The sequence below is a fragment of the Stutzerimonas stutzeri genome, from assembly GCF_024448715.1.
In the GTDB taxonomy this organism is placed as follows: Bacteria; Pseudomonadota; Gammaproteobacteria; order Pseudomonadales; family Pseudomonadaceae; genus Stutzerimonas; species Stutzerimonas stutzeri_AR.
This window is the reverse complement of sequence record NZ_JAMOHZ010000002.1, coordinates 654,939-675,919: the sequence shown is the minus strand read 5'-3', so window position 1 is coordinate 675,919 and position 20,981 is coordinate 654,939. Positions and strand designations below refer to the sequence as shown.

The window sequence follows — 20,981 nt, the reverse complement described above, 5'->3', positions numbered from 1 at the left end:
CTTTTCTGTTTAAATTGCGCTCCGGCCGACTGCTCGCCATCCTGGCGAGGCGCAAACCTAGCATGGGCTGGGGCATGCGCCAAGCGTGGCGCCGTTTGCCATGAGACTGACCGGCCAGTCACTGCATGATCGAGTGACTTGTCTGCTGCGAAGCGGATCGCCTTTTATATATAGATGAACTTGCGTTCTTTTGCGTCTTACGGCTCGGGCTTTGGTGCATCGGGTTCGTTGCTGAGCATCTCGTCGTGCTCGTCCATCTTCCAGGGCAGGCTGCCGGGCGAGATATGCAGGAAATGCAGGTATTTCTCGAACTGATCAAGTATGTCGCTGATGATGTCCTGCTGGTCGTAACCATAGACGTCGTAGTGCTGGCCGCCGCGGCGTAGGAATACTTCGGCGCGGTAGTACTGCTCGTTTGTATCCGGATCCTCAGTGAGCACGAAGGACGGCATGGCATAGCCGACCAGGCGGATCTCGTAGATGAAATCGACCTGGTTTTCCTTAATGACCTCCAGGTAGACGCGCAAATTATGCTCATCGGTATGCACCTCGGCCGGCCAGCCTTGTTCGGCCAGCGCGCGCTGCACCCGGCGCATGCCCTTGAGCACATTGGTGGCGATGAAGTTTTCCGCTTCCTCGCGGCTGGGGAAGTTGACCAGTCCGGCCAGGCGCTTTTTCCATAGTCCGGGCCCGGCATTGCTGGCCAGCCGGCTGCCCTGCATGTGGTTTTGCAAGCTGACTTCGTGATGACCTTCGATCACCAGGGCGCGCCACATGCCCAGCGCCGCAATAATCATGACGATGGCGAACGGAAGCGCACTGGTGATTGCCATGGTCTGCAAGGCGCTTAGGCCGCCCGCAACCAGCAGCGCGATGGCGACGAAGCCCGCCGAAGTTGCCCAGAACACCCGTTGCCAGATTGGTGTTTGCGCCACGCCGCCCGCCGCCAGCGAGTCAATTACCAACGCCCCGGAGTCGGCTGAGGTGACGAAGAAGGTGGCGATCAGAACCACGGCGACGAAGGAGGTGATGGAGCTCAGCGGCAGGTGTTCGAAGAGTTTGAACAGTGCGATGGCGTGGTCGCTCTGCACGTCGTTGATCAGTTGGGTGTAGCCCTCGACCATGATCAGATGCAGGGCGGTGTCGCCGAAGATCGAGAACCAGAGGAAGGTAAAGATCGTCGGCACGAACATCACGCCGAAGACGAACTGGCGAATGGTCCGGCCGCGGCTGATCTTCGCGATGAACAGGCCCACGAACGGCGACCATGCGATGGTCCAGCCGAAGATGAACAGCGTCCAGTTACCAATCCAGTCGCTGCGGCTGTAGGCCTGCAGGTTGAAGGTGCGCTCGATGATGTTGTTGAGATAGCTGCCGGTGTTCTGCAGAAAGGTTTCAAGAATGAAGATAGTCGGCCCCACGAGGAAAACGAACAGCATCAGCGTGATGGCCAGCGCCATATTCAATAGCGACAGGTTCTTGATGCCCTTGTCCATCCCGGCCACCACCGAGCAGGTCGCAAGCGCCGTAATCGCCACGATGGAAATGACCTGCACCATGGTGCTGATGGGAATCTGCGGCCATAGGTAGTTGAGGCCAGCATTAATCTGAGTAACCGAAAGGCCGAGGGTAGTGGCGATGCCGAACAGCGTGCCGAGAATTGCGAACACATCCACCACATGCCCGATTGGACCGTGAATGCGTTCGCCGATGATCGGATACAGCGCCGAGCGCATCGACAACGGCAGACCGTGGCGGAACGAAAAATAGGCCAACACCAGGCCGGTCAGGCCGTAAATCGCCCAGATATGGAAGCCCCAGTGGAAAAAGGCGATCTGCATCGCTTGCTTGGCGGCATCCACGGTTTCCGGCGCGCCGGCCGGCGGCGTGGAGAAGTGCAGCACCGGCTCGGCTACGCCGAAGAACAGCAGCGCGATGCCGTAGCCTGCAGAGAACAGCATGGCAAACCAGGCAGGGAAGCTGTACTGCGGCTCGGCGTGATCAGGGCCGAGCTTGATGTTGCCCCATTTGGTGCTCGCGATGCCGACGATAAACACAAGAAAGAAAGCCACCGCCAGCATGTAGAACCAGCCGAACGAGCGGGTGATGAACGCCAGCGTCGAGCTGAATACCTCGCCTGCCAGGTCTGGGTTACTAATCGTGCCGATCACCAGAAGCAGGGTCACTACCACTGCAGGGATGAACACGGGGAAGAGGATGATGGCCTTGGGGAGTTTCTTTTCTGCTTCCATATGTCGTTCTGGGCTCTGGTTGGAGAGAGAGGGACGGAAACGCGCTATGGCTCCGAAAGCGAAACTGCTGTCAGAAGGGTAGACGGTGATTTGCCGAGGAATGCTCACTCGGTAATCGGAATCGATGAAGATGCGTTCGCATCAGCCGACTTGAGAAAGGGAAAGCACGAACCTGACGGGCACGGCCTTGACGCCGAGTAACGGATGGCTTGAGCCGATCGGAACGATGTCAGCCCCGGCGGCGCATGGCGCGCTCGAAGCTGAGTTTTGATTTTGCACGCCCTATTGTTGGTTGGCTGGCAGTTAGTTGCCTAGGCGCGCGGTTAGTAGGGTTTCGTTCCGTGAAGTGCCGGCTGGACCATAGCGGGCTACTGGCACAAATCGCAGGCAATAAAAAACCCCAAGGAGATTAATTTCACTTGGGGTTTTCGGTATTAGTGGTGCCCAGGGACGGAATCGAACCGCCGACACGGGGATTTTCAATCCCCTGCTCTACCGACTGAGCTACCTGGGCAACGGGGCGCTATTAGACGGATTTGGCTTTTGCCTGTCAAGCGCGGCCGGGAAAATATTTAGCCAGAACGGGCGCTTAGCTTTGCGATCGGATTTTTCGTTGCTGCGGGCCGCTACGGCGAAGGAGCACAGCGCGAGCATGGTTGAGGCCGTACTCGCTTGTAATCGAATCATTCGCTCGGCGGTACGTAGCCTTCGGCTTGGGCGTAATCCTCGCCGGAGAAGAACTTGTCCATTTCCGCCTGCAGGAACTTGCGATCCTCGGTGTTCATCATGTTCAGTCGACGTTCATTGATCAGCATGGTCTGGTGCTTCTGCCAGTCATCCCAGGCCTTCTTCGATACGTTGTTGTAGATATCCTCGCCCTTCGGACCTGGATACGGCGGGCGATCAAGGCCGGGGAGCTCTTCTTTGTACTTACGGCAGTTCACGGTGCGAGTCATGACATTTCTCCTGCGTTCAATTCAGCGGTGGCACGCTTGAGCAGCGTCTTCACTGGGGCGGCAAGGCCCAGTCGCGGCGGGGCGGCGAGGTTATACCAGAGCCAGTCTGCCTCGGCCACGGCGCCGGCCTTGGGCTGAACCCGGATCAGCCAGGGCTCGATGGCTAATTGGAAATGGCTGAACGTATGAGTCAGGCCGGGCAATGCTCGACGTTCCTGCAATTGCAGGGCGTGACGCTCGGCGAGCGGGTCGAGTGCGGCCAGATCGTCCAGCTCCGGCAAGCTCCAAAGTCCGCCCCAGAGGCCGGTCGAAGGGCGGCGATAGAGCAGGATGGCACCCTCATGGTTCGCCAGCAAGGGCATCAGGGTGCGCTTCTGCGGCAGCGCCTTGCGGGGTTTGGGTACCGGAAACTCGGTTTCTCGGCCGAGCAGATGCGCACGGCAGCCGGCTTTCAACGGACAGAGCAGGCAGCTTGGTTTGCTGCGGGTGCAGAGCGTCGCGCCGAGATCCATCATCGCCTGGGTATAGTGGTTGACCCGATCTTGCGGGGTAAAGCGCTCGGCCACGTCCCAGAGCTGTTTGGCGACTTTTGGCTCGCCCGGATAGCCATCCTGAGCGACATAGCGCGCCAGTACGCGCTTGACGTTGCCGTCGAGTATCGGCGCGCGCAGACCCATGCTCAGGCTGGCGATCGCACCGGCCGTGGAGCGGCCAATACCGGGCAGCTCGGCCAACTGATTGACGCACTTCGGAAACTCACCGCCATGCTCGGCAACGATCAGCTTGGCTGTCTTGTGCAGATTGCGCGCGCGGCTGTAATAGCCGAGTCCGGTCCACAGGTGCAGCACTTCGTCCTCGGCCGCGCTGGCCAATGCTTCGACCGTAGGTAGAGCGTCCATGAAACGATCGAAATAACCCAGCACAGTGCCGACCTGAGTCTGCTGCAGCATGATCTCCGATATCCAGACCCGGTACGGCGTAATGCCTTGCTGCCAGGGCAAGTCTTTGCGGCCGTGGCGGTCGTACCAGTCGAGAACGGCCGCGCCGAACTGTTCGGCACTCATTGGCTCGGGACTCATCGGCTGAACAGGCCTTTCAATGCGTCTTTCAATTCGGGGCTGACCTTGTCGCCAAGCTTTTCTTCGATTGTCTCGTTGAGCTTTTCCCCGGCAAGCCTCGCGGCGATCTTGCCGAGGCCGTCATTGTCGAAGCGGCATGCCTTGGCGCCCAGTTCCAGCGGTCCGCGGCAGCGCAGCGGCCATTCGATACCGACATAACGCTCATTTACTTCGCAGGCCGGGTCAGGCATCGCGCCCTTGTCGCCTTCGATGACGATGCCGATGCGGTAATCCATGCCCAGTACGCGTAGGTCGACATCGCCGTTGCCGTTCACTGTCAGACCGGGAATGCTCGCCTTGAGGTCGGGATTGCTAGCCACGCCGTTGCGCAGAGTGAGGTTGCCTTTCAGCTCGCGGAAAGGCGTGTCTTTGCTGCGCGGCTCGCTGGTAAGCGGCTTGCGGTTGAGCGTGGCGATGGCGCGGCAGAGTTGCTGTTCGAGGTTGGCGTCGACGAGGATGCCGTTGTCGATGATGAAGCCGATCTTGCCGTTGAGGTTGTCGATCCAGGCCTTCTGACTATTGCCCTGGGTGCGGATGTTGCTGTCCAGGTTGAGCAGGCCCTTGATCACTACCTCCTCGCCCTGGCTTTCAAGCAAGCGCTCGACCGGGACGTGTGCGAGGCGCGTTTGTGCTGTTATCAGGGGTACCGCGGGCCTTACATCGAGGCTGGCCGAGGCTTCCATCTGACCGTTGTAGATACCGCCGCGCATTTCTTCCAGCGCCAGCAGGCCATCGGCGGTTCGGGCTCTGAATACGAAGCTGTCGAGCGGCAGTTTCATTGCGGTGAGGCTGCCGATGTCCAGATTGACTTGCGTGTCGAGGTTGCGCAGCGCTCCGATCGGCAGCACCGAGGCCTCGCTCCAGGCCTGCTGGGTGGGCTTGTCGGGCAAAGGTGTGGTGCCAGTGCCAATTACGGCTGCTTCGGTGGCGTCCACCTCGCTCTGGCGTGCCGCGCCGGCCGAGTCGTCTGCACTTGACGGCGGCAGATAACGGTCGAGATTGATTCGATCGCCTTTGAGATCGACCCGCAGTGCCTGCTTGGTGAAATCGCTGATGCCGATCTGGCCGGTAAAGATGCTGTCGTCCAGCTTCAGGTTGAGCTCTTCGAACGTCAGGCTGGTCGACGTGCCGGCCAGACGGGTGACCAGTTCGGCTTTGCTCAGAGCAGTAGTGTCGGCCATTGCCGGGAGTTGCTGGCCGACGCCGTCGAGAAATGCGCGCAGGTTGAGCTCGGCGATCGACAGGGTGCCGGCGATCTTTGGCTGGTCCAGCAGGTCGCGTGCCTTCAGCTCGCCAAGACCGCGCAGCTGATTGGCGGTGAACTTCAGGCTGGTCCATTCCGCAATGTCTGCCGCCAGGTCGACCAGCAGTTGTCCCTGAGCGCTGAAGGATAGCGTCTTGCCCTGTAGTGGCTCGCCGGAGGCCTCGCCACTCAGTCGCAGGTTTTCGAGCTGGTAGCGCTGTAGCTTGTTGTCGAAGCGCAGCGCGCCCTGTAGTTCGGTCCGTGCACGCATCACCGGTTTGTTGCTGCCGAAGAATGCGTTGAGCTTGACCGGAATCGATGTGGCTTCGCGAATCGCGCCGGTTGTCAGCTCGATGCCTTCGGCGCTGAATTGCTGGCCGCTCTGCGCGTCGTGGTAGGCCACCCGTGCATCGCTGACGGTCAAGCTGTCAATGTCGAGCCGCAGCGGGCGGCTGGTTCTGTCTGGTTTTTGATCCTCGGTAGGGGGCTCGGTCTGCTCCGCTGGTGGTGTCTCGCCGGGCTGTTCTTCGCTGGCGGCCGGCTGGCCTACTCCTTCCCAGTTGCCTTTGCCGTTTTCGTCGCGTGCCAGGGTCAGATTGAGGCCGTTGAGTGTAATGTCGCTCATCTGCACTTCGCGGCTGAACAGCGGCAGCACCCGCACCGAGAGGCCGAGCATGCGCAGGTCGGCGAAGGGCTGCTGCGGCGTGCGCACGCTGGCCAGAGTGGTCTCGTGCAGTTCCAGGCCGAGCCAGGGGAAAAGACTCCAGCCGATGTCCCCGCCAATATCCAGTTCAAGTCCGGCCTTGTCGCGGGCAAGCGCGCGGATTTCGTCCTTGTAGTCGTTGGGGTCGAACAGATGCGTCAGGGCGAAGCCTAGTGCGACGATGAGGAGCAGCAACCCGAGGATTACCAGGCCCAAAGTCTTGCCGAGCGCTTTCATGGACAGGTCCTTTGTGTTTGGCGTTCAAAAGCAGCGAGTATAGCGCCGCGAGCCATGGCTTACGTCGCAGCTGCCGTTTGAGTGGCGCCTGTGGCTGTGGTTCCTGCGAGTGGCCGATGCGCTCTAAAAGTCCAGCAGGCGTTGCTACGCGGTGATCTATAGCTACAGAGGATCCAACGGCAAATGCACCCGCGCTGCCAATGCCTGGGCTTCGAGCTGTTCCGGCGGCGCCGCCAGATGCAGCATCTTGCCGGCTTCGCCTGCCAGGCGCCGGCTTTCCTCAAGGATGCGTTTGCCCACACCACGGCGGCGTGTGATCTTGCGTACGCACAGGTGTGACAGGCGCCAATGCTGCTCGCCGCGCTGCAGCAGGGCCGCGCCGAGCAGGCGGTCGTTGAAGCGACCGGCGATCAGGCTGCCATCGGTCAATGCTGCCTCGATCAGCGCTGCGGCATCCGCATAGGGGGCAAGTAACCAGATAGGCGCGTCGGCGAAAATCTTCGCCAGATCGATGCGATCCTGCTGGCTGGGCTCGGTGAGGGTTTCGACGAATACGGGCATGCTGACCTGGTGCTCTGTGTGGTTGCCGGCAAGCATAACCGTGCCGACCTGCAAGCGCACGACACCCCGGCGCTTCGATCCCGCTGCAAGGCATCGAGCCGCCAGGCGCGTATCCCCGCTGGGGGGTTTGCGCCTATAATGCCGCTCTTTTTTAGCCCCACGATCAGCGGAGCTGTCGATGTCCGAACGTACGGCATGCGTAGAGCGCAATACCCTGGAAACCCAGGTCAAGGCCACTATTAATCTCGATGGCAGTGGCAAGGCCCGCTTTGCCATTGGTGTGCCTTTTCTCGAGCATATGCTCGATCAGATCGCCCGCCACGGTTTGATCGATCTGGATATCGAGTGCAAGGGTGATTTGCATATCGATGATCACCACACCGTGGAAGACGTCGGCATCACCCTCGGCCAGGCCTTCGCCAAGGCCGTCGGCGACAAGAAAGGCATGACCCGTTATGGGCACTCCTACGTGCCTCTGGACGAAGCGCTGTCGCGCGTAGTGATCGATTTCTCCGGGCGTCCGGGCCTGCAGATGCATGTTCCCTACACTCGCGCCACCGTCGGTGGGTTCGATGTCGATCTGTTCCAGGAATTCTTTCAGGGCTTCGTCAACCATGCCCTGGTTACCCTGCACATCGACAATCTGCGCGGGCACAACACCCATCACCAGATCGAAACGGTATTCAAGGCCTTCGGCCGCGCGTTGCGCATGGCGGTGACGCTGGATGAGCGCATGGCAGGGCAGATGCCGTCGACTAAGGGTTGCCTGTAATGCAGACCGTCGCTGTCATCGATTACGGCATGGGCAACCTGCACTCGGTTGGCAAGGCGCTCGAGCACGTCGGCGCCGGCCGGGTGCTGATCACCAGCGATGCGCAGGTCATCCGCGAGGCTGACCGCGTGGTCTTTCCCGGCGTCGGTGCGATCCGCGATTGCATGGCCGAAATCCGTCGCCTGGGCTTCGACGAGCTGGTGCGGGAAGTCAGCGTCGACCGTCCCTTCCTCGGCATCTGCGTGGGTATGCAGGCCCTGATGGAGCGCAGCGAGGAGAACGGCGGTGTCGATTGCATCGGCTTGTTTCCTGGCCAGGTGCGCTTCTTCGGCAAGGATATGGAAGAGGGCGGCGAGCGCCTGAAAGTGCCGCACATGGGTTGGAACGAGATGGAGCAGACGGTTAGCCACCCGCTGTGGCACAACATTCCTGCCGATGGCCGCTTTTACTTCGTGCACAGTTATTACATCGAGGCGGGCAATCCGCGGCAGGCGGTCGGTCGCGGCCATTACGGCAAGGACTTCGCCGCGGCGCTGGCGGACGGCTCGCGCTTTGCCGTGCAGTTCCATCCCGAGAAAAGCCACACCCACGGCCTGCAGCTGCTGCAGAATTTTGCCGCTTGGGACGGCCGCTGGTAATGAGCCGGGCGAAGCTCAAGGCACCGGTCCTGACGCTGGATTCCGCTCAGGAGCAGGCTGCGCAGCAGATCATAAAGCGCTTTCTGGAAGACCGTTTCGAGTTGGAGCTTGGCTCCTTCGAGGCGCAGGAAGTGCTTGATCTATTCGCGCGGGAAATCGCTCCGCTGTATTACAACAAGGCGATTTTCGATGTGCAGACGCACCTGAAAGAGCGGTTCGAAAGCATCGAAAGCGACTTATGGGCGCTCGAAAAGAGCTGACCTTAACCGATACCGATTTGAACAGGTTCAAGCCATGCTGATTATTCCCGCGATCGATCTCAAGGATGGCGCCTGCGTGCGTCTGCGTCAGGGTCTGATGGATGACGCCACCGTGTTTTCCGATGATCCGGTGGCGATGGCCGCCAAGTGGGTCGAGGCCGGCTGCCGCCGCCTGCACCTGGTCGACCTCAATGGCGCCTTCGAGGGCCAGCCAGTCAATGGCGAGGTGGTCACGGCGATCGCCAAGCGCTACCCGAACCTGCCGATCCAGATCGGCGGAGGCATTCGCTCGCTGGAAACCATCGAGCATTACGTCCGCGCTGGCGTCAGTTACGTGATCATCGGCACCAAGGCGGTCAAGCAACCAGAGTTCGTCGGCGAGGCCTGCCGTGCCTTCCCGGGCAAAGTCATCGTTGGCCTGGATGCTAAAGACGGCTTCGTCGCTACCGACGGCTGGGCCGAGGTCAGCAGCGTGCAGGCTGTCGATCTGGCTAAGCGCTTCGAGGCCGATGGCGTCTCGGCGATCGTTTACACCGACATCGCCAAGGACGGCATGATGCAGGGCTGCAACGTCGAGGCCACCGTGGCGCTGGCCAAAGCCAGTCGAATCCCGGTGATCGCCTCGGGCGGTATCCACAACATCGGCGATATCCAGAAACTGCTGGATACCAATACCCCCGGCATCATCGGCGCCATCACCGGCCGTGCGATCTACGAAGGCACGCTGGATGTGGCCGAGGCGCAGGCGCTATGTGATCTGAAGTTCAAGGACGAATAAACGTAGGGTGGGCGTAGCCCACCGTAATCGATGCATTCTTTGGTGGGTTGCACCCACCCTACGGGAAATCCGCTATGGCTTTGGCAAAACGCATCATTCCCTGCCTCGACGTGGACAACGGTCGCGTGGTCAAGGGCGTCCAGTTCGAGAACATCCGCGATGCAGGCGATCCGGTGGAGATCGCCCGGCGCTACGACGAGCAGGGCGCCGACGAGATCACCTTTCTCGATATCACCGCCAGCGTCGACAACCGCGACACCACGTTGCACACAGTCGAGCGCATGGCCAGCCAAGTGTTCATTCCGCTGACCGTCGGCGGTGGCGTGCGCAGCGTGCAGGACATTCGCAACCTGCTCAATGCTGGTGCTGACAAGGTATCGATCAATACCGCCGCGGTGTTTACACCGGAATTCGTCGGCGAGGCTGCCGAGCGTTTCGGTTCGCAGTGCATCGTCGTCGCCATCGATGCCAAGCGAGTCTCCAAGCCGGGCGAAGTGCCGCGCTGGGAAATCTTCACTCACGGCGGTCGCAAGCCCACCGGGCTGGACGCGGTGCTCTGGGCGCAAAAGATGGAAGCATTGGGTGCGGGCGAAATCCTGCTGACCAGCATGGATCAGGATGGCGTGAAAAGCGGGTACGACCTCGGCGTAACCCGCGCCATCAGTGAAGCCGTGCATATCCCGGTAATCGCCTCCGGCGGTGTCGGCAACCTCCAGCATCTGGCCGACGGCGTTATCGAAGGCAAAGCCGATGCGGTTTTAGCAGCAAGCATTTTCCATTTTGGCGAATACACCGTGCCGGAAGCCAAGGCCTATATGGCCAGCTGCGGCATCGTGATGCGTTGAGCCTGCCCCTTTGGCTGTTTAGAAATCTTTCACGATGCACGGCTGTAGCGATAGCCGGCGTTGCGGCCAGCCAATGTAGAAAAGCTGCAGAGCAGCGGCGCCAAGCTCTGGACAACGGGTGATCCGGCGTCTGCGCCGCCGCTATCTTTGAAGGGGCCGTCAGCGGTAGATACCGCCGGCGCCGTGAGCGACCACTGCCCGATTGCCCCGCGTGGCGATCATCTGACCGACGTCCACCCAGTCGATTCCCGCATCTTGCAGACGCGGCAGCTCGCGCTCCAGAACCGCAAGCGTGCTGGTGTGAGGATGCCCAATGATCACCACTGAGCCCTGTTTGCGCGCCAGCTCCAAGGCCGCATGGAACTGCGCGGCAACGGCGGCGGGGCTGGGGTCGTCATCGAGAAAGATGTCGCGGGACAGACTGGCCAATCCGATGCGTTGCGCGACGGCCGCCGCGACCGTCCTGGTACCGGTGCGGCTGTCGAGAAAGAACAGGTGGCGCTGCTGTAACTCAGCCATCAGCGATGTCATGGGCAGCTGCCGATCGGTCATCTGGCTGCCCATGTGATTGTTTACGCCGCTTGCATGGGGGACCTTCGATAGTGCGCGGTCCAGACGGCGCGCCAGCTCCCCTGGCTGCAGTTGAGGCTGCCAAGCGTAGGGACCGTTGGCGGGAGCCATCGGCAGATGCAGCATGACAGTCTTGCCCGCCGCGTTGGCTCGTTCAGCCAATGAGGTCGCGTAGCGAGTATCCGGCAGAATCGCCATGGCCACCGGGCCAGGCAATGCCAGAACCCGTCCGTCTCGGGTGGGGTTCTGGCCCAAGTCGTCGATCACCAAGGCCAGTTTCGGCATTCTCGATACTGCAGCCAGATGTTCCGTTCCAGTGTGTCGCGGCTCTACGGGATTGCCGCCGCCAGCCGGAGCGCCGGTTACGAGCAACGGCGCAAAGATACCCAATAGCAGAAGTGCAAGCCGACACATCCGTTACTGGCCGCGGGTGAGATTCAAGCCCTTGAGCAGATTCAGTGCCTGACCGAGCTGGAAATCCTCGTCCTGAGGGCGCGGAGAGTCGCTGGCGATCTGGGTGCTGGACGGGCGATCCGGGCCGCCATTGCCGTTGCCCAGATGGCCGGCGAGGTCCGCTTCCCGAACGCCTTCGGCCGTCTGTTCGCGGGTGAGCTTGGCACGGGTCACTTCGATATCCGGCTTGATGCCCTGGGCCTGGATCGAGCGGCCATTGGGCGTGTAATAAAGGGCTGTGGTGAGTTTCAGCGCGCGGTCGTTATTCAGTGGCAGCACGGTCTGTACCGAGCCTTTGCCGAAGCTGTCGGTGCCCATCACTACGCCGCGCTTCTGGTCCTGCAGGGCGCCGGCGACGATTTCAGATGCAGAGGCGCTGCCACCATTGATCAGCACGACCAGCGAAACACCCTCACTGGCATCTGCGGGGTCGGCATTGAAGCGCAATTCGGAGTTGGCGATACGGCCCTTGGTATAGACGATCAGACCGTCGGTGAGGAAATGATCGGACACCTCGACAGCCGCTTGAAGCACGCCGCCCGGATTGTTGCGCAGATCGAGCACCAGTCCGTTGAGCTTCTTGCCGTTTTCCTTGCGCAGCTGCGCGAGCGCTTTGCCGACCTCCTCACCGGTATTGATCTGGAACTGCGTGACGCGTAGATAGCCGTAGCCGGGTTCGAGCAGTTGGCTCTTGACGCTGTTGACCTTGATGATCGCCCGGGTGAGCTTGACCGTGAAGGGTTTGCCGCCCTCGCGCACCAGCGCCAGCGAGATATCGCTGCCGGGCTTGCCGCGCATCATGCCGACTGCGTCCATCATCGACATGCCCTTGGTCGGCTTTCCATCGATCTTGACGATCAGATCCCCTGCCTCGATGCCGGCTTTGGATGCCGGGGTGTCATCGATTGGCGATACGACCTTGAGGAAGCCGTCCTCCATGCCGACCTCGATCCCGAGACCACCAAACTCGCCGCTGGTGCTTTCCTGCAGCTCGGCGAAAGCTTCGGGTTCGAGATAAGCGGAGTGCGGATCGAGATTGCTGAGCATGCCCTTGATGGCGTTTTCCAGCAGGGTCTTGTCATCGACTGGCTCGACATACGCGGCCTTGATTCGGTCCAGCACCTCGGCGAAGGTGCGCAGCTCTTCCAGCGGCAGCGGTGCCTTGGTGGTCGGAGCTTCCAGCGTGATCGGCTCTGGCGCCAGCTCTGCCGGTGGTTGCTGAGCCCAGGCACTACCGTACATCCCCAGCATGATGGCCAGGGCTAGGGTGGATGGACGGGCGAAACGGCACAGGTGCAGCATGTCTGACTCCAGTTGTGAGGGGCGCGCTAGCAGCCGAACCGGCTTATCCTTGCGCACGACACCATTGTGCCGGATCGCTCGGGCGACCCTGTTGGCGAATGGCGAAATACAGTGCGGCAGATTCCTGCCCGCCACTGTTTCCTACGGTGGCGATCGGATCGCCAGCCTTGACTATTTCTCCTGCGTCGCGAAGCAGGCTCTGGTTGTGGCCATACAGGCTGAGGTAACCGTTGCCGTGATCGAGGATCACCAGCAGACCGGCGCCACGCAGCCAGTCGGCAAATACCACCCGACCGCCATGCACCGCGCGAACCTGTGTGCCGATGTCGGCACCGATCAGGACGCCGTCCCACTTGGTTCGAGCGTCGCCGCCGCGCGGAGTGCCGTAGCGAGCGACCAATCTTCCATCCACCGGCCAGGGCAGCTTGCCCTTGGCGCTGGAGAAAGGGCCGCCGAAATTGCCGCCTGCACTTGAAACCAACGGGCCGGAAGGTACTGAAGCGGTGCTACCGGAACGCTGCTGGCGTGACTGTTCCTGGCGTGCGAGTGCCAAGGCTCGCTGACGTTCCTGCTCGGCTTCGCGTGCCTGGCGGGCCAGGGTTTGCTCGATGGTTTTGAGAACGCGCTCGAGTTGCGCCTGTTCCTGTTTGCGGGCTTTGAGCTTCTGGTCTCGACCGGAAATGTCGCGGTCGAGCTTGGCCAGTGTCTGTTGGCGTTCCTCGCGGACTTCGGCGAGCTGGGCGCGCCGCTCCTTCAATCCATCCTGCTGCTCTGCGAGTGTCGCCTGTTGCGCCTCGATGCCGGCTTCGACATTGGCCAGTTGAGCCAACGTTTCGTTAAAACTCTCGACCTGTTCGAAGCGAGCTTTGCTGAGGTAGTCGTAATAGGTCAGGGTGCGGCTGAATTTTTCCGGGTTCTGCTGGTTGAGCAGCAGCTTCAGATATTCTTGCCGGCCACTTTGGTAAGCGGCGCGCGCCTGGATGCCAATCAACCGCTGCTGCTCGATGCGGGCGCCTTCGAGGGTGGTCTTCTCTTCATTGAGGCGTTCCAGCTCCGCTTCGCTGCGATCGATCTCCTGCTGCAGTGAGTCGACCTGCTTTTCCAGCTGGCCCATTTCGCTTTCGGTGGTCTGCAGCTGCTTCTGTACGGCGGACTTCTCCCGCTCGATTTGCTTGAGCAGTTTCTGTAGCTCGGCTACATCTTTGCGCGCCGCTTCGATCTGTTTGCGGGCGTCAGCGCGCTCGTCGGCGATAGCCGAACCAAGCAGGCAGAAAAGCGCGAATGCGAGAAAAATACGAGGCATGAGAGGGTGTAACCGAGAGTTCAACGACCACCGTAGTATGCCTAAAAAACCAGCGGCAAGCTGCAAGCCTTGCGCCGTAAATAGCCGCGACGATAACCGGTACGCCTTTGCAGACGCACCGGCATCATGGCCTGTCAGTTCGGGGCGACGTGGTTCAGCTCAGCTCGACGATCGAGCGACCGGTCATTTCCGGCGGCACCGGCAGGCCCAGCAGGGTCAGCATGGTTGGCGCCACATCGGCGAGTACCCCGCCTTCGCGGATCGTCAGGTTGCGCTTGCCGACATAGATGAACGGCACCGGCTCGCAGGTGTGAGCGGTGTGCGCCTGCCCCGTCATGACGTCTTCCATCTGCTCGACATTGCCGTGGTCTGCCGTGATCAAGGCTTCGCCGCCGACCTTCTCCAGTGCCGAGACGATGCGGCCAACGCACATATCCAAGTATTCCACAGCTTTCACTGCTGCCTCGAAGACCCCCGTGTGGCCGACCATGTCGCCGTTGGCGTAGTTGACGATGATGACGTCGTACCGCTGGTTCTCGATGGCGTCGACGATGCGGTCGGTCACTTCCGGCGCGCTCATTTCCGGCTTCATGTCGTAGGTGGCGACCTGCGGCGACGGGATCAGGATGCGCTCCTCGCCGGCGAACGGCTCCTCGCGGCCGCCAGAAAAGAAAAAGGTGACGTGAGCGTATTTTTCCGTCTCGGCGATGCGCAACTGGGTCTTGCCGTTGTTCGCCAGGTACTCGCCGAGCACGTTGGTTAGCGCTTCCGGTGCGAAAGCGCTGGGCGCTGGGATGCTCGCGGCGTATTGCGTGAGCATCACGAAGCCGGCCAGTTGCGGCATGCGGGCACGTGGGAATTCGTTAAAATCAGGCTCCACGAAGCAGCGCGTCAGCTCGCGGGCGCGGTCGGCGCGGAAGTTCATGAATACCACTGCGTCGCCGTCTTCCACTCGCACCGGCTCGCCGATGGTGGTGGCCTTGACGAACTCGTCGCTCTCGCCGCGCTCGTAGGCGGCAATCAGACCATCGACCGCGTAATCAGAGTGGTAGTCGGCCTTGCCGTCGACGATCAGATGGTATGCCTGCTCGACCCGATCCCAGCGGTTGTCACGATCCATGGCGAAGTAGCGGCCGATCAGGCTGGCGACGCGGCCCTTGCCCAGGCGTGTAAAGGTGGCCTGCAACAGTTCGATGGAGTGCTGCGCGCTTTTCGGCGGGGTATCGCGGCCGTCGAGAAAGGCGTGAAGGTAGATTTTCTCGGCGCCACGTTTGGCCGCCAGTTCCGCCATGGCGACCAGATGGTCTTGATGGCTATGAACGCCACCGTCTGACAGCAGGCCAAGGATATGCACCGCCTTGCCGGCGCTGGCAGCCTTGTCGACCGCAGCGCAAATGTTCGGGTTCTCGAAAAAATCGCCGTCGCGGATCGATTTGGTCACGCGGGTGAAATCCTGATACACCACGCGGCCTGCGCCCAGGTTCATGTGGCCGACTTCGGAGTTGCCCATCTGGCCATCCGGTAGACCTACGTCCATGCCGCTGCCGGAGATCAGCCCGTGTGGCTGAGTAGCGCACAGATGGTCATAGACCGGCTTGTTTGCTGCGTGAATGGCATTGAATTCCGGGCTGTCGCTATGTCCGAAGCCGTCGAGGATGATCAATACCAAGGGTTTTGGCGCGGCAGGCATGTGTCTGGCTCCTTGCACGGGGGGCGCATAAAAATGGCGGCGAGTCTACTGGCTAGCCGGTTTGGCGTCACGATTCGCTAGGGTTCAGCCTGATGGGGTGGGCTGTGTATACTGGCCCGCATTTTATCCTCTGGGTACCCTGTTGATGGTCGCTAACCTGATTGAATTTGTCTCTAACCACTATGTTCTGGTCAGCATCTTTCTAGTGCTGCTGATCCTTCTGGCCTTTACCGAAGCGCGCAAGGGCGGCAAGAGCCTGAGCAATCGCGAGCTGACCAGCCTGGTCAACCGCGAAGAAGGCGTGGTCTTGGACGTGCGGGCGAAGAAGGAGTTCGACGCCGGCCACATCGTCGATTCATTGAACATTCCCTACGAGAAACTGGTCAGCCGACTAGGCGAGCTGGAAAAGCACAAGGGCAAGACGATCATCGTCGTCGATGCCATGGGCCAGCACGCCGGAACGGCCTGCCGCGAGCTGCAGAAGGCGGGCTTTACTGCCGCCAAGCTGTCCGGAGGGATTTCCAGCTGGCGCGGCGAGAATCTGCCAGTGGTCAAGTAACTATGCCTAAAGTCGTCCTCTATACCACCGCCTGGTGCCCGTTTTGTGTTCGGGCGAAGAGTCTGCTCGATCGCAAGGGTGTCAACTACGAAGAAATTGCCGTAGACGGCAAGCCGGCGTTGCGCTCGGAAATGGCAAGCAAGGCCGGGCGTACCTCGGTTCCGCAGATATGGATCGGCGACGAGCATATCGGTGGCTGCGACGAGCTGCATGCGCTGGAGCGGGCCGGTCGGCTGGATGCGATGCTGCAGGCTTGATTCGATTTAACGGAACCTGCTGCAGACGCTGGTGAGAGCCGGCCCTGCCAGGGCGATTTACATACAACACGCACAACAAGAAGGCTTCACATGACTGAACAAGCAAACAACGGCGCGGCCGCGGCTCAGGAAGAGCAAGGTGCACAGTTTTCCCTGCAGCGGATTTATGTTCGCGACCTTTCCTTCGAGGCGCCCAAGAGTCCTGAGATATTCCGCCAGGAGTGGAATCCAAGCGTTGCGCTGGACCTGAACACCAAGCAGAAGTCGCTGGAAGGCGATTTCCATGAAGTGGTGCTGACGTTGTCTGTAACGGTCAAGACCGGTGAAGAAGTCGCCTTTATCGCGGAAGTTCAGCAGGCCGGCATCTTCCTGATCAAAGGACTCGAAGCACAGGCCATGAGCCACACCCTTGGCGCGTTCTGCCCGAATATTCTGTTCCCCTATGCGCGTGAGGCTTTGGATAGCTTGGTCACCCGTGGTTCTTTCCCGGCATTGATGCTGGCACCGGTGAACTTCGATGCGCTGTATGCCCAAGAAATGGCGCGCATGCAGCCGGGCAACGAAGCGCCGGCTACCGCTCACTGATAAAAACTCCGGCGGCCGTAGGGTGGGCTTCAGCCCACCACAAGCAGATGGCGATCCCGTCACGGTGGGCTGAAGCCCACCCTGCCTCGCTTCCAGCTTGCGTTAGCGCACCTTTACGACCAGCTTGCCCACGGCCTTGCGCTGACCCAGCGTATTGATCGCTTCAGCGGTCTGTTCGAGGGCAAAAATCTGCGATACCAGCGGTTTGAGTTTGCCTTCGGCATGCCACGCGAATAGCTGCTTGAAGTTGGCGGCGTTGTCGTGCGGCTGGCGTTGCGCAAAGCTGCCCCAGAACACCCCGATCAGCGAAGCGCCCTTGAGCAGCGGTAAATTTGCCGGCAGCGACGGGATGTCGCCAGCAGCGAAACCGACTACCAGCATGCGACCGTTCCAGGCGATGCTGCGGAACGCCTCTTCGAACAGCTGACCGCCCACCGGATCGTAGATTACGTCCACGCCCTGGGCGCCCGTAAGCTCCTTCAGGCGCTCCTTGATGCTCGTTTCGGTGTAATTGATCAGCTCGTCAGCACCCGCGTTTTTCGCGACCGCGAGCTTCTCAGCGTTGGAGGCGGCGGCGATTACTTTGGCGCCCATAGCCTTGCCGATTTCTACTGCCGCCAGACCAACGCCTCCGGATGCGCCAAGCACCAGCAGGGTTTCGCCGGGTTGCAGATTGGCGCGCTGTTTCAGCGCATGCATCGAAGTGCCGTACGTCATGCTGAACGCGGCGGCTGTTTCAAAATTCATCTCCGGAGGAATCGGCATTACGTTATGCCCCGGAACGATGACCTGTTCGGCGAAGCTGCCCCAGCCAGTCAGCCCCATTACCCGGTCGCCAACTTTGAGGTGGGTGACCTTCTCGCCGACCGCGGCGACCACTCCAGCAGCCTCGCCACCCGGCGAGAATGGGAAGGGCGGCTTGAATTGATACTTGCCTTCGATCATCAGTGTGTCTGGAAAGTTGACACCGGCGGCATGCACATCGAGCAACACGTCGCCCTTCTTGATTTGTGGGCTATCGACTTCTTCAATGACGAGTTTTTCGGCCGGGCCGAATTCTTTGCACAGGACAGCTTTCATCAGATTTCCTTTTATCGTTATCAGGTGAATGAGGCCGTGGCCGCTTTGTCCGGTCAGTCTAGAAGGCTGCTCATCCGGCGCAACGAGCATGGTCTGTCCTGATGGCAATACATAAGGCCGGGCTTGGGTCCGCGCCTGGCACTGGTTATGCTGATCGCTGTTTTCCCTGGAGTTGCCCCGTGACGCGAATTCTTTTCCTTTGTCTGGCTCTTGGCATGGCATTGCCGGCTCTGGCCGAAACATCCGAAGCCGATGCGGCTGCGACGAAAACCATTTATTACGCGCTGGTGCCTGCATTGGTCGGTAATTACGGTTCGGATGGCCGGCTGAAGTACTACAAGGCAGATATCGCGCTGCGCGTCAGCGGCAGCGAGGCGGAGGCGAAGGTCAAGCACCACGAACCGTTGATTCGCAACCAACTGGTGTCGCTGTTTTCACAGCAGACGGACGCCAGCCTGGGTACTGTCGAGGCTAAAGAAGCGCTTAGGCAGGAAGCGCTCAAGCAGGTGCAGGCAGTGCTCACTCAAGAAGAAGGCGAGCCCTTGGTGGACGACCTGTTGTTCAATAATCTGATTATCCAGTAGCGCCCGCGGCGCGGCGGAAAGTCCGGCTGGATCAGCGCATGGCCAGGATGGCGTGCCACTCGCTTTCGCTAACCGGCATTACCGAGAGTCGGTTGCCTTTTTTCACTAGCGCCAGTTGTGCCAGAGCCGATTCCATCTTCAGCTGCGGTAGCGTCAGCGTGGAGCAGAAGCGCTCGACGAAGCAGACGTCGACCGCGCTCCACGGATTTTTCGTTTCGCTGGCCTTGCCGTCGAAATAGGGGCTGTCAGGTTCGAGTGCGGTTGGGTCAGGATAGGCGGCGCGCGTGATCCTGCCGATTCCGGCAATGCCTGGCGCCGCACAGCTGGAGTGATAAAAGAAGAAAGAATCTCCTTCTGCCATCGCGCGCAAGAAGTTGCGGGCCTGGTAGTTGCGTACGCCATCCCAGCGTCCCGTGCCGAGTTGCTGCAGGTTCTGGATGGAAAATTCATCGGGTTCGGATTTCATCAGCCAGTACGGCATGTTTTTTGCTCATCGCTATTGCTTGGAAAGGGTTCTCGAATGCAAATTCCCCGACAACCGGTCACGACGCTTGTTTGCGCTGTACCGAGGCATGGCGGAGAATGCCGCGCTTGAGGTTGGCAGTGTCGAGTCCAAAACGAAAACGAACTGACTCGATGCAAGATTGTTCGCCTGGCAGGGGGAGGCGAAAACTATGAAACGCAAGCCAGATATTCTTTGGGTCTTGGTGCTGATTTTTGGTCTCGGCGTAGTAACCACGGGCTATACTCAGGGGCTATGGGAGCAATCGGCTGACGCATCTTCGATGGTTCCAATCAGCCACTCGCAACAACTTCAGCGCTAATCAGCTAAGCCGCATGGATGCGGCCGCGACACCGTCTTGGATCGTCCCGCCTCATTTCGCATACCAGCCGCGATCCGTCACCGTAGCCTGCAGGCTCACATCCCAGATTTCCATCGGCAAACGATCAACCTTCTGGCATTCATGGGCGAGTCCCAAAAGAGTCGGTTTGTGACCTTTTTTGCGCCTTTTGCGATACGCCAGACTGCGATCATAAAAGCCTCCGCCCATACCCAGGCGGCCGCCGTACTCGTCAAATCCCACTAGTGGCATCAGAACCAGGTCGAGCGTCCAAATCGGTCGCTGCCGCGCGGGGCGAAAGCCCGGCTCGGCGATACCGAAGCGATTTGGCTTCAGACGTTCGTTCGGCATGATCCGCTGGAACAGCATTCGTGTTCGCGGCCAGGCGTTGAGCACGGGCAAAAAGGTTGCCTTGCCGCGTCGTTGCGCTTCCAGCAAGAGCGGTCGAGGATCTATTTCGCCATCGTTGGGCAGGTACAGGGCAATGTGGCTGGCGCGGCGAAAAAGCGGATGCTGGGCCAGCTGTCGATAGAGCGCTTTCGCCGCTCGACGCTGCTGGACGGGGGAGAGCTGGCGGCGAGCTTGCCGCAACTGGCGTCGCAGCACCCGGCGAGAGAGGCCTTCGGCTACGATCATAGAATCAGGCTCCCCAGCATGCCGCTGCCCGCGTAGGCCCTTGAACCCGAGAGTTCAAGGTGGCGACTACAGAGTACCTTAAGGCTTTCCGTCAGGCGGACATGCACACCGGCACTACGTGTAGCCTCCATGGTGTTGCTTATCGGGAGAGGGTCATCGCCGACTGGCGAACATGCCAGGGAGTTGGCGGGATTATAACGCAATCTGCCTGCCGTTCATCAGTTGCCAGAAGGGTTTGGATCGGTGGCCAGGGCGCTGTCGACCCGCTCCAACAAGGTTCGGACGTGCGCACGGGCGCTGTTAGCCTCAGCATCCAGGCGATCATGCTTGTGCAGTAGTTCGTGCGTGATATTGAGCGCGGCCATCACTGCGACGCGGTCGGCACCGATGACTTTCCCGCTACTGCGAATTTCGCGCATCTTGCGATCCAGGTAACTCGCTGCACCTTCAAGGTTGCTGCGTTCTTCGGGCGGGCAGGAAATGCAATATTCCTTGTCCATGATGTGCACGGTAACGGTGTTCGGCTGGGTCATGAGTCCTGCTCCAGGGCTTTCAGGCGCGAAATCATTGATTCGACCTTCACCCGGGCCATTTCGTTCTTTTCAATCAGATGAGCGCGTTCCTCACGCCACGCCTGCTCACTGTGGAGCAGCAGGTGATTTTGCGCCTTGAGTTGCTCGATGCGCTGAATCAGCTGTTCCAGCCTGGCGGTCAGTAATTGCAGGTCGGCGTCTTCCATGGGATTCCCGGTAAGTGG

General features: G+C 60.4%; 23 protein-coding genes, 1 tRNA gene and 1 other RNA gene. 9 read left to right on the top strand and 16 right to left on the bottom strand.

Annotated elements, in window-relative coordinates; all coding sequences use genetic code 11:
* Window positions 1–197 precede the first annotated feature (197 nt).
* The 6 genes from NAV33_RS06540 to panM form a co-directional block, all read right to left on the bottom strand.
* A complete protein-coding gene (locus NAV33_RS06540; RefSeq protein ID WP_255978100.1) occupies window positions 198–2,252 on the bottom strand; it encodes a BCCT family transporter in 2,055 nt (684 codons plus the stop codon).
* Window positions 2,253–2,690: 438 nt separating this feature from the next.
* Window positions 2,691–2,766: transfer RNA gene (locus tag NAV33_RS06535), tRNA-Phe, on the bottom strand.
* Between the two features lie 169 nt (window positions 2,767–2,935).
* Window positions 2,936–3,208 (bottom strand): oxidative damage protection protein, encoded by a 273-nt coding sequence (locus NAV33_RS06530; protein ID WP_255978098.1) that lies wholly within the window; start codon window positions 3,206–3,208, stop codon window positions 2,936–2,938.
* On the bottom strand, window positions 3,205–4,272 hold the full coding sequence (gene mutY / locus NAV33_RS06525; RefSeq protein WP_255978096.1) for an A/G-specific adenine glycosylase: 1,068 nt from the start codon (window positions 4,270–4,272) through the stop codon (window positions 3,205–3,207). The genes NAV33_RS06530 and mutY overlap by 4 nt, the downstream gene beginning before the upstream one ends.
* 11 nt (window positions 4,273–4,283) lie before the next feature.
* A complete protein-coding gene (locus tag NAV33_RS06520; protein WP_255978094.1) occupies window positions 4,284–6,509 on the bottom strand; it encodes an AsmA family protein in 2,226 nt (741 codons plus the stop codon).
* Window positions 6,510–6,671: 162 nt separating this feature from the next.
* Complete coding sequence (gene panM / locus NAV33_RS06515) at window positions 6,672–7,070, bottom strand: aspartate 1-decarboxylase autocleavage activator PanM (protein WP_255978092.1); 399 nt, start codon at window positions 7,068–7,070, stop codon at window positions 6,672–6,674.
* Window positions 7,071–7,248: 178 nt separating this feature from the next.
* On the opposite strand from panM, the gene hisB reads away from it, so the two are divergent.
* The 5 genes from hisB to hisF all read left to right on the top strand — a co-directional run bounded on the left by hisB (window position 7,249) and on the right by hisF (window position 10,363).
* The gene (gene hisB, locus NAV33_RS06510; protein ID WP_255978090.1) at window positions 7,249–7,842 is read left to right on the top strand and encodes an imidazoleglycerol-phosphate dehydratase HisB; all 594 of its coding nucleotides are present in this window, start codon (window positions 7,249–7,251) and stop codon (window positions 7,840–7,842) included.
* On the top strand, window positions 7,842–8,480 hold the full coding sequence (gene hisH / locus NAV33_RS06505) for an imidazole glycerol phosphate synthase subunit HisH (protein ID WP_255978089.1): 639 nt from the start codon (window positions 7,842–7,844) through the stop codon (window positions 8,478–8,480). Before hisB ends, hisH begins: the two co-directional genes overlap by 1 nt.
* Complete coding sequence (locus NAV33_RS06500) at window positions 8,480–8,740, top strand: DUF2164 domain-containing protein (RefSeq protein WP_025243529.1); 261 nt, start codon at window positions 8,480–8,482, stop codon at window positions 8,738–8,740. Before hisH ends, NAV33_RS06500 begins: the two co-directional genes overlap by 1 nt.
* Window positions 8,741–8,774: 34 nt before the next feature.
* Window positions 8,775–9,518: a 1-(5-phosphoribosyl)-5-[(5-phosphoribosylamino)methylideneamino]imidazole-4-carboxamide isomerase gene (gene hisA / locus NAV33_RS06495; RefSeq protein ID WP_255978086.1), complete on the top strand. Its 744-nt coding sequence runs from the start codon at window positions 8,775–8,777 to the stop codon at window positions 9,516–9,518.
* Window positions 9,519–9,592: 74 nt separating this feature from the next.
* Window positions 9,593–10,363, top strand: coding sequence for an imidazole glycerol phosphate synthase subunit HisF (gene hisF, locus NAV33_RS06490; protein WP_255978084.1), 771 nt, complete (start codon window positions 9,593–9,595; stop codon window positions 10,361–10,363).
* Window positions 10,364–10,522: 159 nt separating this feature from the next.
* Here hisF and NAV33_RS06485 read toward each other — a convergent pair whose 3' ends face one another.
* The 4 genes from NAV33_RS06485 to gpmI form a co-directional block, all read right to left on the bottom strand.
* Complete coding sequence (locus NAV33_RS06485) at window positions 10,523–11,218, bottom strand: divergent polysaccharide deacetylase family protein (RefSeq protein WP_423836643.1); 696 nt, start codon at window positions 11,216–11,218, stop codon at window positions 10,523–10,525.
* Between the two features lie 132 nt (window positions 11,219–11,350).
* On the bottom strand, window positions 11,351–12,688 hold the full coding sequence (locus NAV33_RS06480) for a S41 family peptidase (RefSeq protein ID WP_255978080.1): 1,338 nt from the start codon (window positions 12,686–12,688) through the stop codon (window positions 11,351–11,353).
* Window positions 12,689–12,731: 43 nt separating this feature from the next.
* Entirely contained in the window at window positions 12,732–13,991 is a 1,260-nt protein-coding gene (locus tag NAV33_RS06475) for a murein hydrolase activator EnvC family protein (RefSeq protein ID WP_255978078.1), read from the bottom strand.
* 154 nt (window positions 13,992–14,145) lie between these two features.
* Window positions 14,146–15,681 carry a 2,3-bisphosphoglycerate-independent phosphoglycerate mutase gene (gene gpmI / locus NAV33_RS06470; RefSeq protein WP_255978076.1) on the bottom strand — a complete coding sequence of 512 codons (1,536 nt, stop codon included), beginning with the start codon at window positions 15,679–15,681 and terminating at the stop codon, window positions 14,146–14,148.
* Window positions 15,682–15,826: 145 nt separating this feature from the next.
* Here gpmI and NAV33_RS06465 point away from each other — a divergent pair, with 145 nt between their 5' ends.
* From NAV33_RS06465 to secB, 3 genes are all read left to right on the top strand, one after another.
* Window positions 15,827–16,240: a rhodanese-like domain-containing protein gene (locus NAV33_RS06465; RefSeq protein WP_255978074.1), complete on the top strand. Its 414-nt coding sequence runs from the start codon at window positions 15,827–15,829 to the stop codon at window positions 16,238–16,240.
* Between the two features lie 2 nt (window positions 16,241–16,242).
* Window positions 16,243–16,497: a glutaredoxin 3 gene (gene grxC / locus NAV33_RS06460; RefSeq protein WP_255978072.1), complete on the top strand. Its 255-nt coding sequence runs from the start codon at window positions 16,243–16,245 to the stop codon at window positions 16,495–16,497.
* Between the two features lie 90 nt (window positions 16,498–16,587).
* Window positions 16,588–17,082 carry a protein-export chaperone SecB gene (secB, locus tag NAV33_RS06455; protein WP_255978070.1) on the top strand — a complete coding sequence of 165 codons (495 nt, stop codon included), beginning with the start codon at window positions 16,588–16,590 and terminating at the stop codon, window positions 17,080–17,082.
* 102 nt (window positions 17,083–17,184) lie between these two features.
* Here the strand turns inward: secB and NAV33_RS06450 are convergent, their stop codons facing one another.
* Window positions 17,185–18,162, bottom strand: coding sequence for an NADPH:quinone oxidoreductase family protein (locus NAV33_RS06450; protein ID WP_255978068.1), 978 nt, complete (start codon window positions 18,160–18,162; stop codon window positions 17,185–17,187).
* 179 nt (window positions 18,163–18,341) lie between these two features.
* Between NAV33_RS06450 and NAV33_RS06445 the strand changes: the two genes are divergently transcribed.
* Window positions 18,342–18,746 carry a flagellar basal body-associated protein FliL gene (locus tag NAV33_RS06445; protein WP_408101793.1) on the top strand — a complete coding sequence of 135 codons (405 nt, stop codon included), beginning with the start codon at window positions 18,342–18,344 and terminating at the stop codon, window positions 18,744–18,746.
* A 31-nt stretch (window positions 18,747–18,777) separates the two neighbouring features.
* Here NAV33_RS06445 and NAV33_RS06440 read toward each other — a convergent pair whose 3' ends face one another.
* The 5 genes from NAV33_RS06440 to NAV33_RS06420 all read right to left on the bottom strand — a co-directional run bounded on the left by NAV33_RS06440 (window position 18,778) and on the right by NAV33_RS06420 (window position 20,963).
* On the bottom strand, window positions 18,778–19,227 hold the full coding sequence (locus NAV33_RS06440) for an EVE domain-containing protein (protein ID WP_255978066.1): 450 nt from the start codon (window positions 19,225–19,227) through the stop codon (window positions 18,778–18,780).
* A 394-nt stretch (window positions 19,228–19,621) separates the two neighbouring features.
* Complete coding sequence (locus NAV33_RS06435) at window positions 19,622–20,224, bottom strand: 5-formyltetrahydrofolate cyclo-ligase (protein WP_255978064.1); 603 nt, start codon at window positions 20,222–20,224, stop codon at window positions 19,622–19,624.
* 6 nt (window positions 20,225–20,230) lie between these two features.
* A non-coding RNA gene (gene ssrS, locus NAV33_RS06430) (6S RNA) lies at window positions 20,231–20,409 on the bottom strand.
* A 33-nt stretch (window positions 20,410–20,442) separates the two neighbouring features.
* Window positions 20,443–20,757: a cell division protein ZapA gene (locus NAV33_RS06425; protein WP_255978062.1), complete on the bottom strand. Its 315-nt coding sequence runs from the start codon at window positions 20,755–20,757 to the stop codon at window positions 20,443–20,445.
* Window positions 20,754–20,963, bottom strand: a complete 210-nt coding sequence (locus NAV33_RS06420; RefSeq protein ID WP_255978060.1) for a TIGR02449 family protein — start codon at window positions 20,961–20,963, stop codon at window positions 20,754–20,756. Before NAV33_RS06420 ends, NAV33_RS06425 begins: the two co-directional genes overlap by 4 nt.
* Window positions 20,964–20,981: the final 18 nt, after the last annotated feature.